Source organism: Acetobacter conturbans (genome assembly GCF_011516755.1).
GTDB lineage: Bacteria > Pseudomonadota > Alphaproteobacteria > Acetobacterales > Acetobacteraceae > Acetobacter > Acetobacter conturbans.
This window is the reverse complement of the sequence record NZ_WOSY01000005.1, coordinates 15,528-30,633: the sequence shown is the minus strand read 5'-3', so window position 1 is coordinate 30,633 and position 15,106 is coordinate 15,528. Positions and strand designations below refer to the sequence as shown.

The 15,106-nt window shown below is 59.5% G+C and carries 13 protein-coding genes; 2 read left to right on the top strand and 11 right to left on the bottom strand.

Going from position 1 to position 15,106, the window contains the following annotated elements:
• Positions 1-62: 62 nt before the first annotated feature.
• Entirely contained in the window at positions 63-530 is a 468-nt protein-coding gene (locus GOB81_RS06480) for an HPr kinase/phosphorylase (protein ID WP_408736908.1), read from the bottom strand.
• Between the two features lie 153 nt (positions 531-683).
• On the opposite strand from GOB81_RS06480, the gene GOB81_RS06475 reads away from it, so the two are divergent.
• Both GOB81_RS06475 and GOB81_RS06470 read left to right on the top strand, forming a co-directional pair.
• Positions 684-1,091: a Rid family hydrolase gene (locus GOB81_RS06475; RefSeq protein WP_242010105.1), complete on the top strand. Its 408-nt coding sequence runs from the start codon at positions 684-686 to the stop codon at positions 1,089-1,091.
• Positions 1,092-1,214: 123 nt separating this feature from the next.
• Positions 1,215-3,545, top strand: coding sequence for a glycosyltransferase (locus GOB81_RS06470; RefSeq protein WP_338421326.1), 2,331 nt, complete (start codon positions 1,215-1,217; stop codon positions 3,543-3,545).
• An 832-nt stretch (positions 3,546-4,377) separates the two neighbouring features.
• On the opposite strand, the gene socB is transcribed toward GOB81_RS06470, so the two are convergent.
• The 10 genes from socB to ybaK all read right to left on the bottom strand — a co-directional run bounded on the left by socB (position 4,378) and on the right by ybaK (position 15,046).
• Positions 4,378-5,118, bottom strand: a complete 741-nt coding sequence (gene socB, locus GOB81_RS06465; protein ID WP_173569574.1) for a type VI toxin-antitoxin system SocB family DNA replication inhibitor toxin — start codon at positions 5,116-5,118, stop codon at positions 4,378-4,380.
• A complete protein-coding gene (gene socA / locus GOB81_RS06460; RefSeq protein WP_242010104.1) occupies positions 5,042-5,659 on the bottom strand; it encodes a type VI toxin-antitoxin system SocA family antitoxin in 618 nt (205 codons plus the stop codon). Before socA ends, socB begins: the two co-directional genes overlap by 77 nt.
• A 407-nt stretch (positions 5,660-6,066) precedes the next feature.
• Positions 6,067-7,929, bottom strand: a complete 1,863-nt coding sequence (ilvD, locus tag GOB81_RS06455; protein WP_173569573.1) for a dihydroxy-acid dehydratase — start codon at positions 7,927-7,929, stop codon at positions 6,067-6,069.
• Positions 7,930-8,157: 228 nt separating this feature from the next.
• Entirely contained in the window at positions 8,158-9,318 is a 1,161-nt protein-coding gene (locus GOB81_RS06450) for a glycosyltransferase family 32 protein (protein ID WP_173569572.1), read from the bottom strand.
• Positions 9,319-9,458: 140 nt separating this feature from the next.
• Positions 9,459-10,505 (bottom strand): NAD(P)H-dependent flavin oxidoreductase, encoded by a 1,047-nt coding sequence (locus GOB81_RS06445; protein ID WP_173569571.1) that lies wholly within the window; start codon positions 10,503-10,505, stop codon positions 9,459-9,461.
• Between the two features lie 57 nt (positions 10,506-10,562).
• Positions 10,563-12,062 carry an amidophosphoribosyltransferase gene (purF, locus tag GOB81_RS06440; RefSeq protein ID WP_194299829.1) on the bottom strand — a complete coding sequence of 500 codons (1,500 nt, stop codon included), beginning with the start codon at positions 12,060-12,062 and terminating at the stop codon, positions 10,563-10,565.
• Between the two features lie 50 nt (positions 12,063-12,112).
• Positions 12,113-12,772, bottom strand: a complete 660-nt coding sequence (locus GOB81_RS06435; protein WP_173569570.1) for a CvpA family protein — start codon at positions 12,770-12,772, stop codon at positions 12,113-12,115.
• A gap of 379 nt (positions 12,773-13,151) precedes the next feature.
• Positions 13,152-13,523 (bottom strand): nucleoside triphosphate pyrophosphohydrolase family protein, encoded by a 372-nt coding sequence (locus tag GOB81_RS06430; RefSeq protein WP_173569569.1) that lies wholly within the window; start codon positions 13,521-13,523, stop codon positions 13,152-13,154.
• A 37-nt stretch (positions 13,524-13,560) separates the two neighbouring features.
• A complete protein-coding gene (locus GOB81_RS06425) occupies positions 13,561-14,316 on the bottom strand; it encodes a glycoside hydrolase family 108 protein (protein WP_173569568.1) in 756 nt (251 codons plus the stop codon).
• 247 nt (positions 14,317-14,563) lie between these two features.
• Complete coding sequence (gene ybaK, locus GOB81_RS06420) at positions 14,564-15,046, bottom strand: Cys-tRNA(Pro) deacylase (RefSeq protein ID WP_173569567.1); 483 nt, start codon at positions 15,044-15,046, stop codon at positions 14,564-14,566.
• Between the last annotated feature and the right edge of the window lie 60 nt (positions 15,047-15,106).

The window sequence follows — 15,106 nt, the reverse complement described above, 5'->3', positions numbered from 1 at the left end:
CAACACATTATGCGTCAGACCATATCAGACTCTGGCGTCCCTCTGACACATTTTTGTCGTCTTCAGTCATCGCTGGCCAACATGGCGCTCTGCGGCACAAGAAAGGCTCGCTCTTCCAGGCAGTCCAGGGCGATATCGATCCGCTCGGGCGCGGACGCCATCATGCCATCCAGATATAGCACCGGGAGCCCGGTTTCCGGGTGAGTGCCGCCTTCTGCAGGCAGGCGGGGCGCGACCTCACTTTCACGGAGAAGTCTCACCGCGAGAACGGCGGGGGCTTCCGCCACGAAAGGGCAGCGCACAATCCCCCATCCCCGGACTTCGATCAGGCCACGCAAACGCATGGGCGCACGCGCCATCCCGGCTGTCATTTCCACCCTGTCATCGGCCACCAGAGCATATCCGCGCGCCATGAGCCGGAGGAGGAGATCGGACTTGCCCGTGCCGGACGGTCCGAACAGCAGCACTCCCTTCCCGCGCCGCGCCGCGCAACTGGCATGGAAGCGCCTGACGGATCTTTCCTCGCTCACAGTCATCTCCCGCAGGCTTCTCCACCAACATGCAATTACTGAAATCATTACGCTCTGACAGCGTTTCCCTGAAGAAACATCTTTCTTTGCAAGCCCTTTCAGATTATGACAATTTTGTGTCACCGTGAAAGGGCGATCCGAATGGAAGCAGCATTGGCAACAAGACGTGAAAACGATCTTACCGAGCCCCTGCCCCGATTCGAGATGGACCAGCCTACCTGTGAACAGTCACGCCAGAACCTGCGCCTGAAACATCTCAGGGGCTATGATCGCCGCTCCGGACGTTTCCCCGCCCGCATCGCCGATCAGTGTCGCCTCGCCTTCTGTGCCGGAGATGCGATGCTCTCCACGAAAGGCGCATCGCTGCGTGACGTCGTGCGCGTGACCTATCTCGTCAAGAATGTCGGCCACCTCTCGACATGCGGCTCATTCGTCAGTGACATGCTCGGCGACAACAGACCCGCGACCACCGTGCTCGTCGTGGAACAGTTCGATCGTCCCGAAGTGGAAATCGAACTGGAACTGACTGCACGGATGCCGGAAGTCGCCGCTCTGAGCTGAGCCTTCCATTCCCCTCGACCGCGTCCGCCTGTATGGCTGATGCAACAGCGCTCCTCCCCATCGCCCTCCTCACGGGACGCAGGGTGGAAGCCTGAATTTCCGTCGTCGAGGCAAGAGTCCACCGTGTCCCGTTCTCCTGACCGCTCCCCCGCCCATCCCGATTTACGCCAGTTGCAAGACGAGATCGACCGGCTCCGTGCGCAGGACAAGACATCCGAAACCACGATTGCCGCCCTCCGACGGGATGTGGAAGCCTATGAAAGCAGCACGTTCTGGCGGCTGACATGGCCTGCCCGCACGGCGCTGGAACACACACCACGGCTGGCACGCGCACTCCGCGTCTCCACAAAATCCTGCTGGTGGCTGGCGACCGGTCAGTTCCCCGACCGCCTGCGGATGTATCGCCGGAAACAGACGGAACTGAAGGCGGATATTCCCCACCAGGAAGAGATCCCTTCCCCTGCGGAAACGCTGCCTCAGCCTTCCTCACGCCGGGGACAAAGCCGTCGCGGTCATCGCAAGGAAACGCTGGCAGCCATCAGTTTCCCGCGCCATGCCTATCCCGTTCTGAGCATCGTCATCCCGAGTTACGGACAGGTTCCGGTCACGCTACGCTGCCTGCGTTCGATCCTGCGCCACCCACCATCCTGCCCTTACGAGGTGATCGTGGCGGAAGACGCCTCAGGCGATCCGGACATCGCCGAACTGCGTGCCGTCATGGGGCTGGTGCTGATCGAGCGATCCGAAAATCTCGGCTTCCTGAAGAACTGCAACGAGGCCGCGAAGACTGCCGCGGGGACGTATCTCCATCTGCTGAATAACGATACGGAAGTGCTGCCCGGCACGTTCGACGCCCTGCTGGCTCGTCTGCAAACGGATGGCGGCATCGGCCTGACCGGTTCGAAACTGCTCTATCCGGACGGACGGTTGCAGGAAGCAGGCGGCATTATCTGGAACGACGCCTCCGGCTGGAATTTCGGACGCAACGATCCGCACCCGAACCGGGCCGTCTACAGCTATTCGCGCGACGTGGACTACATCTCCGGCGCATCGATCATGCTGCGCCGTGACCTGTTCGAGTCCCTCGGCGGATTCGATGAAGCCTTCGCCCCGGCCTATTACGAGGACACAGACCTCGCTTTCCGTGTCCGTGCTTCCGGTCTGCGTGTGGTGTTCGAGCCCGGTTCGGTGGTCATCCACCATGAAGGCGTTTCGCACGGGACGGACGAGACCAGCGGCGTAAAGGCGTATCAGGGTCGCAACCGGGCCCTGATGCTGGAACGCTGGCGCGACGCGCTGGAAGCAGAGCATTTCCCGCCCGCAACGCACTTCCTCCGCGCCGCGTCACACGCGCACGGTCGACAGACGATCCTCATCATCGATCATTACGTGCCGGAACCCGACCGCGACGCCGGCTCCCGCGCCACGATGTGCGTGATCCATGCTCTGTGTAATGCCGGATGGCTGGTAAAATTCTGGCCTGAGAACCGCCAGCGCAACACCTATTCCCACCCCCTCGAACGGCTGGGCGTGGAGATCATCGACGAGACCGACCCGCACAGTTTCGCGGAGTGGGTCGCGGAGAACGGCTCTGATCTCGACCATGTCATGATCATGCGCCCGACCATTGCCCGCGCTTTCCTGCCGGATGCGGTACTCAACACCGACGCACGACGCTCCTATTACGGCCACGATATTCACTTCCTGCGGCTGGAACGCGAAGCGGAGGTGACGGGTGACACGCAGATCCGTCAGGAGGCGCTCACCATGCGGCGACTGGAAACATGGCTCTGGCCGCAGTTTCATTCGGTACTCTATTTATCGCAATACGAAGTCGATCTCGTCCGCGAACTCGCCCCGACCGCACGACCGCACGCCATCGTGCCGTTCTGCTTCACCCCGGACCGCACTGCGAGACCCGTCACACCGGGCGCGACCATCCTGTTCGTCGGCGGCTTCGGTCATCCCCCGAATGTCGATGCCGCCCTCTGGCTGGTGCGCGAGATCATGCCGAAAGTTCGGCTGCGCGTGCCGAACGCGCGGCTGATTCTCGCCGGATCAAAACCCGCCGCCGAAGTCCGAGCTTTGGCTGGTCCCGATGTGACCGTCACCGGTTTTATCTCCGACGAAGAACTGGCACGGCTCTACGCCACCGCCCGCGTCGCCGCCGTGCCGCTGCGTTTCGGTGCTGGCGTCAAGAACAAGGTGCTGGAAGCGCTGCACTACGGTCTGCCGCTCGTCACCACGCCGGTTGGGGCTGAGGGGATCGCGGGACTGGAGAGTGCGGTTGCTGTGGCTGATACAGCGGATGTGTTTGCCGAGGCGTTGGTGGCGTTACTTGGAGATGATGCGCTGTGGCGGGTGCGGTCGGATGCGGGAAAGGCTCTTGTTGCGGACGGGTATTCGCCGGAGCGGTTTGGAGAGGTATTGTTGGGAGCTTTGGCTGCTGAGTAGCCCCTTGGTAAAAGCTCTGCGGGGCGCTGCCCCGCTCTCCCCGGAAGGAAACACAGTCCCCTTCATCCCGAATAATGGTAGTATTGTTTATATATTACTGACTGTTTGGGCTGGAATACTTAGTTCCCAATAGCAGTCGCTGCAATATTAATGTGTAGCTTACTGCCAAGGATTCCCGCATGAAAAATGTCGTGTTCGTGTGCAGTCAAAACCGCCTTCGCAGCCCTACCGCCGAGGAAATTTTCTCTTCTCGGCCAAGCCTTTAAGTTGCTTCCTCGGGGACGAATAACGATACCGAGAATCCCCTCACATCCGAACTGGGGGTGTGGGTCGATGTGATCGTGGTCATGGAGAAGGCGCATCGCTTCAAGGGACAGAAGCGATTTCGTGTGTCACTGAGTGGCAAACGATTGATTGGTCTGGATATACCTGACGAGTTCGACTTCATGGACCCAAGACTAGCCAAGATGCTTCAAACAAGGCTCGGTCACTATCTCCCTATCGACTGAAAGCACTGTCAAGCTAGACATACAGCCCGCAAAAACCATGACCGACAAGCAGACGTCTCCTTACTGCCTTCCACGATGTATAAAAAGTGGCGAGCGCTCGATGTAATTTAGCCGGACATGCTGGCCATTTCGCACCCCGAACACAATTTCAAATCATCTGGCACAAGCCTCCCAGGCTACAACTTTCGAAATCATAGGCAATGACTGATAAGCCTACACTCCATCGCAAAGACGTGTAAGCTAGTAGGGCTATACGACGCGTGCGGACTGGGTGATCAGAGCAGCGGAAAGGGACCTTAACTGGCATTCGAGGGGGGACAGCGCTAGATAAGGTCGAATAAACCACCCGTACCAGTTCGCTTGTCGTATCCCTGATCTTCACTGCTAACACGAACTATATCATCCCACACTTCGAGCACTATTTCTTGGATATTGCTCATCGATAGAAGAGGCTGGAGGCAAGTCTCGATCAGGTGCGGAGTGAAACCATCTTTCATGGACCCGGCAATCTGGATGATAGCTGGCCTCGTGCCACTCTGATCAAGATCGGCATCTTGCTCAATCGCCACTCTATGCTGAATACTCATCGCGATCTGTCTGGATCTATCAGATTGAAGCCCAGTGGAGGAACGCAAGTCGAAAAACGGTAGCAGAGGACGTCCATCGACAATAGCGATCATATCGCTCCAAAACACTATGCGATTGTCATTGGGGAGTATCAACGAAGACGAAATTTGATGGGGCAGGAACCGTATGTCGGTGCGCTTGCGGAATTCGTATAATGCCTTTGCTTTGGCTACATTGTAAGATTTTTCGTTTTTTCTTTTTGTGCATCTATCAAGGACAGTTTTCTCGATTGTGGCCCAAGGCACTGGCGGCATGTTGAAGCCTAATGGCGCAACGATATGCAAAACATCACTTAACGACTTACGAAGCGCTTCATATGTAAATGGAGGCCGCCCTGCCCGGAATGCTCGTATTGCCTTGTCACGTTTCTCCCCACGTCCTAGTGCGCCCAAAGTTGCTATTTCGATATTCGGGAGGGAGATCTTCATCTTCGACATGCGTGGATTCGCTGCTTTCGTCGTTGGCCGTGACAACAAACATAGAACGTCCGCATGACAGAGTCACGCTATCTGGTATTTGCCTAGTAATCGCGTCTCCGAGCTGGATTTTTTTCCATATTGTATCCCATGCTCCACCAACTTGGTGAGACAAGCGGACCAGAGCAGATGCTGGTAAATTACCGAAGCTTATAAGTACTTGACCAATGATCTTCTGCAGCATTGGGTCATTGGGCATTTCAAGTGGAAGAGGCTGGCCCGTGACGACATTCTTTCCTTCGACGCGGCTTGTGATAGGATCACGCCCGTAGCCACTGAATGCTTTGTATACAGCGGGGTGAACGGGGCCATACTGCCAAGCCTCGAACGCTCCTCTGACAGCTGGGATGCCGCCGCTTTCCTTAAGGTATCGCGCATGGACAAAGAAGAGCAGCTTCTGCAACGCGAGGGGCGTTATCGGCATAGCTTCGCCCGCGAGAACATCAGCGATGTCCAATAGTTTATTTGCTACCGCACGAGGGTCATATGGCGCATTCATCATTCCCCCTCCCGCTCTATTGCACTGCGATCGAATAATTCGTTCCGCCTTATCGTGTTGCCGCGCTGAGGCAGTGGCGACGTTTAGTGTAGCCTGACAACTTAGACTAGGTGCATTTCTCGAATATGCAGGCATCGGGATGCCTAGCCGAACCGGCGTCGTTTGTCCGCGAGTTCGCGCAGCCTACCGTGTACCTCGGTACAGATCCGAAAACGTGGCTATATGCGGCACGCCGCCCAGATAGTGCCGTTGGTTTTCTGGAATTGCGGACGATTTATGTCTAGCTTCGCGAAATATACCTCTGAACACAGCACCTTCGCTTTCCCTGCCCAAGCCCGCCCTACCATTTACCCGGTTCCCAAAGGCACCGCCTTTGGCGGGTGCAGGGCAGAGCCCTGCTATCCCTCATCTCACCGCGAAGAGCGTCGATCCAGCTGCGCCAGATCACGCACCGCGCCACGCGCAGCACTGGTCGTCAGCGCCGCGTAAGCCTTGAGCGCCGTGGAGACCACGCGGTCACGCACCGGTTTCCATGCCTCGACACCCCGATCATCCATCTTCTGGCGACGAGCTGACAGCTCGGATTCTGGCAGCGCAACCCGGAGCACGCGGCTCGGGATGTTGATTTCGATGGTGTCGCCATCTTCGATCAGACCAATCTCGCCGCCCTCGGCCGCTTCCGGCGAAATGTGGCCTATGGACAGGCCCGAACTGCCGCCGGAGAACCGACCGTCCGTGATCAGCGCACAGGATTCCGCAAGGCCCTTCGACTTCAGATAGGACGTCGGATAGAGCATTTCCTGCATACCCGGACCACCCTTCGGCCCTTCGTAACGGATCACCACCACGTCACCGGCCTTGATGCGGTCACCGAGAATGGCGGACACGGCAGCATCCTGACTTTCGAAGACACGGGCGGGACCGGAGAAGGTCAGCAGACCCTCCGCCACACCGGCGGTCTTCACAATGGCCCCGTCCTCGGCGATGTTGCCATAGAGAACGGCGAGACCACCTTCTTTGCTGAATGCATGGTCGCCGGAACGGATCGCGCCCTTTTCGCGGTCGAGATCCAGTTCCTTGTAGCGGCTGGCCTGCGAGAAAGCCTGCGTGGTGCGGACACCGCCGGGTGCAGCCTTGTAGAAGGTGCGGGCCTCGTCGGTCGCGGTCTTGCCACCGATATCCCACTGCGCCAGCGCCTCGGCCACGCTTTTGGCGTGAACCATGGGGAGGTCGTGATGCAGCAGGTTCATGCGGTCGAGTTCGCCCATGATGGCCTGCACGCCACCGGCACGATGGACGTTTTCCATGTGCACGTCGGCCTTGGACGGCGCGACCTTGCAGAGATTCGACACACGGCGGGAGAGACGGTCGATATCGGCCATGGTGAACGGCACCTCACCCTCATGCGCGGCGGCGAGGAGATGGAGCACCGTGTTGGTCGAGCCACCCATGGCGATATCGACGGTCATGGCATTCTCGAACGCCTCGAACGTGGCGATGGAACGCGGCAGGACGCTGCTGTCGCCCTGCTCGTAATAGCGTTTGGCCAGATCGACGACGAGCCTGCCAGCATTCATGAACAGTTCGCGACGGTCGGCATGCGTGGCGAGGAGGCTGCCGTTGCCCGGAAGCGACAGGCCGAGCGCTTCGGTCAGGCAGTTCATCGAGTTGGCGGTGAACATGCCGGAGCAGGAGCCGCAGGTCGGGCAGGCTGACCGTTCGATGATGTCGGACTCTTCCTGCGTGACGCCGGGTGCTGCGGCGGCAACCATGGAGGAGACCAGATCAATGGCCTTGTCGATCTCGCCGTCCTTGACGTGACCGGCTTCCATCGGACCACCGGAGACGAACACGACAGGGATGTTCAGGCGCATGGCGGCCATCAGCATGCCGGGCGTGATCTTGTCGCAGTTGCTGATGCAGACCAGCGCGTCGGCGCAGTGGGCGTTGACCATGTATTCCACGGCGTCGGCGATCAGTTCGCGCGAGGGGAGGCTGTAGAGCATGCCGCCGTGACCCATGGCGATGCCGTCATCGACCGCGATGGTGTTGAACTCGCGCCCGACGCCGCCCGCTTCCGCGATAGCCTCGCAGACGAGCTGACCGAGGTCTTTCAGGTGGACATGGCCGGGGACGAACTGCGTGAAGGAGTTGGCCACGGCGATAATCGGCTTACCGAAATCCGCGTCCGTCATGCCCGTGGCGCGCCAGAGGCTGCGTGCGCCGGCCATGTTGCGGCCGTGGGTTGTGGTGCGGGAACGGTAACCGGCCATGAGATATTCTTTCCGATCTGAAAACAGAGTGAGGCACACGCAAAGACTGCGCGTCCCTTTCGATATGGCTGCTCTATAGCCTGAAAAACAGGACGCGTCAGTCGATGGATGGAGATTCATGAGGCTCAGCCCCATTCCCCCACATGGTCCGGTGGTGCCTGTGCCCCATAACGGTTTCCAAAGACCCGGTTCTGGCCGTCTTCAGGGATGTGCCCTGAAGTAAAACACTCAGGCCGCGTGCCAGTTGCCACCCTTTTTGTAGGCCATGTCCATGTCCTGAATGATGCTGTCGAACTCGGGAGCCCGCAGGACGACCACGCCGGGATCGAACGGCTTGCCTGTCTTGAACGACGTATGCAGGCGGCGGTTGAGCGCGCGATTGAACACGCCCGGCCCGGTCTTGTAGGCGATGTAGAGGTCCTTGAAGAGGTAGCTGTTCCGGTAGAGGGACAGCATGCAGTCGGCCAGGATGGGGCTGTTGCGACGACTGCCGAAGAAATCGTTATGGACGTAATAATTGTCCGTCACGAAGAACAGATGAGACGGCCTTTTGGCGGCGTAGGCTTCCAGCACTTCCGGCGCGACAATGCGGATATCGGCGTCCAGCCACCAGCCGCCCTGCTCCTGAATCACATGCACACGGAGAAAATCCGCGGCCTCGGCCGGATGGCGGGCCTGCAGAAAGACATCCTGCGCTTCACGGCCGTAGCGGTCATAAAGCCACTCCGCCGCTGACTCACGGTTGAACATCTGGACGTCGAACGCTTCCAGCTCGCGGTGATAGGCGTAGTTCTCCGTCACCTCTTCCGGCGGATTACCATCCCAGTACATGCAGATGGACGGTGGAATGATCTGCTCTTCAGCCGGGCGGGAGATCGCTTTTGCCTTGGGCAGCACTGAAAGCGCCGTCTCAAGGTAGAGCACATCAACCTCCTCCCCTGTGTGGAAGGCCTCGAAACAGTTTCCCATGCGCTCCAGAGCGGCCTGGGGGTCATGCTGGCGCCAGGCAATCTCGATCCCAAGAATATAGTCGTAAATCGGCTGGGACAGCCTGCGCAGCTGCTCCAGCTCGTCCTCCGGCGGGCTCATTCCCGCCTTGAGCAGGCAGAGCAGGCGCGCCTGAAGCAGCGAGGAGGCAAGCGGAAATTCGCGGGGATGCTTGGAATGCAGGTTGAAGGCAAGCCCATAGAAATAGGCGGCTTCCTTCACCAGCTTGTGCATGTGCAGGATATTGGCCAGCGCGAAGGCGTGCTCGACGGTTCCGGCGCCATGCTTGTGGAAATAGTTCATGGCCTGATGGTTGTCGGCGAAATCCTCCAGCGCGAAGTCAGAGGTCTTCCCGATCGGCAGGGTCAGGAACGTTTCGTTGTCTGTTGTGTCAGCCGCCATGATCCATCTTTGCTGCCCCCGGCCTACTTCAGATTTCTTCTTGCGTCCGGGCTATCAAGATAACGGATATTCAACATTCTGATAACGCCGTCCACCCCACGGCGGCCGCGGCTCTCTCTGCGACGGGCCGTCTCCGCTGATTACAGACCGGCTTCCTGCCCCAGCACAGTGACAAGCCGGGCTGCGGGCATGGGGCGCACACCCGCCACGTTGGCGCCTGCCCAGAAGGCCGCATAGTCCGTATTGCCGACAGCAGACGCAAGGGTCGCAAGCTGTCGTGCAGCGTCATAGGCATACGGATAGGGCGGAATACGGGGGCAGTCGGGCTGCTCTTCCAGTTCGGCGAAGCGGCCTCTGAGCCCGCGCGCAGGACGACCGGAAATCGCCCTCACCATCACCGTTTCGGGCCGCGCGTCGTCCGCCAGTGCGGCGCGCCATGCGGGACTTGCCGCGCTTTCCTCGCACGTCACGAAGGCGGTGCCGAGCTGAGCCGCGATTGCTCCGGCTTCCAGCATGGCGGCGACATCCGATCCGGTCATCACCCCGCCAGCCGCGATGAGTGGCAGGGAGGAAACGGCCTGCACCGCCGCCAGCAAGGGACGCGTGCCGAGCTTGCGGTCTTTTCCGTCGGGATCGAACAGGCCACGATGACCGCCTGCTTCGTAGCCCTGCACAATGAGGGCATCGACGCCGGCGGCAGAAGCCTGCACGGCCTCTTCCGGGCTGGTCACGCTGACGACAAGCTGTATTCCCGCACGCCGCATCGTCCGGATCACCTCGGTTGAAGGCAGTCCGAAATGGAAGCTGACCATCGCGGGCCGCTCTTCCAGCAGCATCTCCAGCATGCCCGTATTGTCGAGAAATGAGGGATAGACAGGCCGCAGGGACGCTGGTGGGGCAACGCCGAACTGGCTGAACTCCGGGCGCAGCCACTCCAGCCAATTGGTGAGGGTGGCCAGATCGGGTGTCTCAGGCTTGTGGCAGAACAGGTTGACGCCGAATGGCCGTCCGGTCAGGGCACGGGTGGCCCGGATGGCGCTTCGCGCCTCCCCGACGCTCATCGCACCCAGTCCCAGATTGCCGAGACCTCCGGCTTCCGACACAGCTGCAGCCAGCTCGGGCGTGGCGACACCCGCCATCGGCGCCTGGAAGATCGGCAGATCAAGGCCAAGCCGTCGTGTCAGCATGATGCTTCTACGCGCGCGCTATGGCAGGGTTGCTATCCCGCCGCAGAATCTCGCGGTTCAGGCTGTGCCGACGCCGAATTCCGCATCGTGATCCACGAGGGGAATGGGATATTCACCGGTAAAACAGGCGTCGCAATACCGGCCACGCTCCGCATCACGCTTCTCGTGGCCGAGGGCCCGATACAGGCCATCGAACGAGATGAAGGCGAGACTGTCGACGCCAATCAGTTCCGCCATCGTCGCCACATCGTGCTGGGCGGCGAGGAGCTTGCTGCGCTCGGGGGTGTCGATGCCGTAAAAGCAGGAATGTTTGGTCGGCGGCGAGGAAATCCGCATGTGGACTTCCGTCGCACCCGCGGCCCGAACCATATCCACGATCTTGCGGGACGTGGTTCCGCGCACGATCGAATCATCCACGAGAATGACGCGCTTGCCGTTGATCGTGGGTTTGTTGGCGGAATGTTTCATGCGCACGCCGAGGTTACGGATCTGGTCCGTCGGCTCGATGAAGGTGCGCCCCACATAGTGATTGCGGATGATGCCCAGTTCGAAGGGAATGCCACTTTCCTGCGCATAGCCCATGGCCGACGGGACACCTGAATCCGGCACCGGCACCACGACGTCCGCCTCTATCGCGCTCTCGCGTGCCAGTTCCACACCGATCTGCTTGCGGACATTGTAGACGGGCATGCCGTCAAGCACCGAGTCCGGACGAGCGAAATAGATGTATTCGAACACGCAGAAGCCGGACCGCTCGGGCGCGAACGGCTTGACGGAGCGCACGCCGTCCTTATCGATGATGACCAGTTCGCCCGGCTCGACGTCGCGCACGAATTCCGCGCCGACGATATCGAGGCCGCAGCTTTCCGACGCCAGCACCCAGCCGCTTGCATCGTTGGCCGCGCCGGGCAGCTTACCCAGCACCAGCGGACGCACGCCCATCGGGTCGCGCACGCCCATCAGGGCCTCACGCGACAGGACGACGAGGGAATAAGCGCCCTGAACCTGCTTCAGCGCGTCGATCAGGCGATCTTCCACCGTCGCGTAGAGCGAGATGGCGATCAGATGGACAAAGACCTCAGTGTCCGTGGTGGACTGAAACAGGCAACCGCGCCGGATGAGCGCCCGGCGCAGGCCATGCGCGTTCGTCAGGTTGCCGTTATGGGCGACCGCGAGACCACCAAATTCAAATTCGGCGAAGAGAGGCTGCACGTTCCGCAGAAGTGTGTCGCCAGTGGTGGAGTATCGGTTGTGCCCCACCGAGCAGTCGCCTGGCAGCCCGGCCATGATGCGGGTGTCGTGGAAAACATCGCCGACAAGACCCAAGCCGCGATGAGAGGAAAATTTCTGTCCGTCGTAGCTGACAATGCCCGACGCTTCCTGTCCGCGATGCTGGAGGGCATGCAGTCCCAGTGCCGTGATGGGCGAGGCGTCGGCGACATTCCAGGTGCCGAAGACCGCGCATTCCTCGTGGAACTTGTCATCCCCCTCCTGCTGGTCGTCGGCCCAGGGGTGAGTGGTCACCGTCGTCTGCCGGAGAGAAAGCGGTTCGGACATCAGTTTTCATCCTTCCCCCGCCTCCACCGCGCAGTCCGGGCGCGCTGGTCTCAGGGGTTCTCTGGGTAAGCCTCGCCGGGCGCATCCGGCCCGCGCAGGTCATGACGCGAGCGGGCGTCGTGTGCAAGGTCTGGAGGCACGAATCTCGCTATTATGGATGCCATATGGGACAGCGCGACCGTAATATCACTCCCTGCACTCCCGCTTTTCTCCATATGGGAAGCCCCGGCCCCGGTTGTAATGGCCCAGTTGCTCATCAGATAGAATGTCACGATCAGCACGGCGCCCCGCAAACCGCCGAAACCGGCTCCCAGAAGACGATCCATGCCTCCCAGCGGCGACATACGGATCAGACGCACGAACACACCGGACGCCATCGCCCCGGCCACAAGGCCGCCAAGAAACAGGATTCCGAACGCGAGACCGTCGGCCAACTCCTGCGAGTCCAGTCCCGAAAACACCCGCAGGGCTACGTTGTGATGATATGTCGCGGCGATGAAAGCCGCGCCAATCCAGCAGGCGATCCCCAGAACTTCCCGGGAGAACCCACGCCGCAGACCGGTGAGGACGGACAGGATCAGCACCCCCTCCACCGTAAGAGCGGGGATGGAAGTCGGATTCCGTTCCACGACTTTCACGGCGGCGCCGCCAGCCCTCTGAATTGAGGCCCAGTCCGGAACATGATCCGAGAGGATGGAAAAAAAACTCATCGGTCTCTGCTCAGGCCACCCGCACATTCCGGAGCGTCACAACAGACCCTGCGGCAGGACGGCACGGCAATTTCTCTTGTCGAAACAGCATCATCACCCCTGCCTTGCCGGTCAGAACTGAACAGCCTCTTAAGACCGGAGAACTGCCCTTACACGAACATGCGCCGCGAGAGGAAATTCAGTTCCATATCCGAACACGGACGGAGCACCCTGCTGGACATTCAGAGCCGCAAACCCGGAGGGGAAGCCACAGCAGGAATATCGGGCAATAAACGCTTGAAATCTGCCCTTCTGAAAAAAGCGCCCCACTCCGGGGCGGAGCATTTTCAGGGACAAAGGCCTGTATCAAAAAAGGCTTTGAAGAACGTGACCGGAAGAGTCAGGGCAATTTGCTTGTCGCGATACGCCAGGCTCCCGCACGCCGTTTTTTCAGGCGTCCGGGAACCCGGCTGAGCTGAAAACACAGCTCTCCCATTTCGGTCCGACAATGAAGTTCAACCCATACGGCTGCCGGATCCACACCCTGATCGGCCCAGAGATTCAGCAGACCTTCCACAAATCCGGCGCTGCTCTTTATGACGTCTTCCCGATTCCCGGCGACGACCGCTGCTGTACATTGGGTTGCAAGACGTCCGATCTGGAAGGCACGCTCCCGTGTGGCTTCAGGCGATGAGATTTCACCTTCCCCCGCCGCACTTTCGTTCAACAAAGGAGCGAGACTTTCTGCTGCGCCGGGTGAATACACTGTCATTACTGTATCATGACGAGAATCAAGCCCCTCCGTCAAATCAGGACTGGGCAGCATCCCCGGATCGCGGAATACCCCAGAACAGAGAATCAGCTGTATCCCGGCCCGCGGCAGCCGTGACGAGAGCAAGCGCGGTTTCCGTACGCCGCTTCGTCCGGGCGAGCCAGCCGCGCCCCCACCGCCGGAAGCCGGACCGGATCCGGTACTCGCGCTCCTGCATGCTGGACAGCACAAGGACAAGCAGCATTCCCATGGCCTGCTGACGCGCCAGAGCACGCTTGACCTCCTGACCAATCCCACTGCTGGGAGGCAGCCCAAGGCGGGCATGAAGGAGGGTCAGATTGTCCGGGTCGATCTGGGGAAGAATATCCGCCACATCTGCCTGCGCGAGCGCGGCAAGCGTATGCGGTCCAATGATTCCATCCATCGTCACCCCCAGCATCCGCTGCAGCAGCGCTGCCGAACTCTGGATGCCACAGTTCCAGCCGAAGTCGAAAATCATCAGATCCAGCCCCGCCGGCAAGGCGGAACAAGCAAGCGGGTTCCAGAATCTTGAGCGCGCGATCGCATCGAACGTCTCAAGATCAAGATCCCGCATCGTGTCGGCTGTAATGTTTTTCGGTCGCATCCACGCCGCGAGCATCGGCGCGGATACTCCGTAACGACTGCCGATCAGGACGTCCTTGCGTCCCTTCTCATCCTGAAGCCAGTTTCCAGGATCCTTGGGATCATCCGTATATCCACCCTCAGCCGTCCGTACAAAATCAAGGCAGGCATCAAAATTCTGGCCAGTCAAAACGCCTCTCTCCAGTTCTTATAAGAAAGCCGGAGCAGCGTGTTTGATCATCACCCTGTCCGGCAAAGAGAGAAAATATCCGTCTCCACACCAAAATCGGGCGTCTTGAAGCGTTATTTATCAGGATACAGCATCAATATTTCATCCAATATAGACTGAAATATTTTAGTTTAATGCAGCGAAACGAAAAACATGATGAAAATAAAACAATATGTTTCATTTCTTTATAGAAACGAAACATTGAGAGTCAGCTGATTACCGCCAGAAGATCGGCAGTCCGCCCATTCATCACAGCAAGAGCATCAGGCACGGCAAGCTTCACCTGAACGCCACGCCCTCCGCCATTCAACAGAATATAAGGCTGCTCCAGCACTTCCTGCGCCACAAACGTCGGAACCACCTTGCGCCCTCCGAAGGGACTGATCCCCCCGACTCTGTAGCCGGTCACCCGTTCCGCATCGGCGGGTTTCATCATTTTCGCGATTTTGCCAGAGCATGCCGTGGCCAGCTTTTTCAGGCTCAGTTCCCGCGCGACGGGGATCACCGCACATACCGGCTTTCCATCCACATCCGTCATCAGGGTTTTGAAAACCCGCTCGGGAGGCTCATTCACTGCCGCGGCTGCATGAACTCCCAACTTCTCAACCGAAGGGTCGTAATCATACAGAAGGGTCTCGAAGGGGATTTCGGCACGACGCAAAAAGGCTGTCGCAGGCGTAGTCTTGCTCATGATCGTCTTATGCCACACGAGCGTGACAAATCATCCACAATATAAAAACGGGCGGTTCAG

Bases quoted from the DNA above. Each gene is read 5' to 3' on its own strand.
- socB (WP_173569574.1), bottom strand. From the start codon at position 5,118: ATGTCGAAGATGAAGATCTCCCTCCCGAATATCGAAATAGCAACTTTG.
- socA (WP_242010104.1), bottom strand. From the start codon at position 5,659: ATGATGAATGCGCCATATGACCCTCGTGCGGTAGCAAATAAACTATTG.
- ilvD (WP_173569573.1), bottom strand. From the start codon at position 7,929: ATGGCCGGTTACCGTTCCCGCACCACAACCCACGGCCGCAACATGGCC.
- GOB81_RS06450 (WP_173569572.1), bottom strand. From the start codon at position 9,318: ATGGCGGCTGACACAACAGACAACGAAACGTTCCTGACCCTGCCGATC.
- GOB81_RS06445 (WP_173569571.1), bottom strand. From the start codon at position 10,505: ATGCTGACACGACGGCTTGGCCTTGATCTGCCGATCTTCCAGGCGCCG.
- purF (WP_194299829.1), bottom strand. From the start codon at position 12,062: ATGTCCGAACCGCTTTCTCTCCGGCAGACGACGGTGACCACTCACCCC.
- GOB81_RS06435 (WP_173569570.1), bottom strand. From the start codon at position 12,772: ATGAGTTTTTTTTCCATCCTCTCGGATCATGTTCCGGACTGGGCCTCA.
- GOB81_RS06430 (WP_173569569.1), bottom strand. From the start codon at position 13,523: ATGACAGTGTATTCACCCGGCGCAGCAGAAAGTCTCGCTCCTTTGTTG.
- ybaK (WP_173569567.1), bottom strand. From the start codon at position 15,046: ATGAGCAAGACTACGCCTGCGACAGCCTTTTTGCGTCGTGCCGAAATC.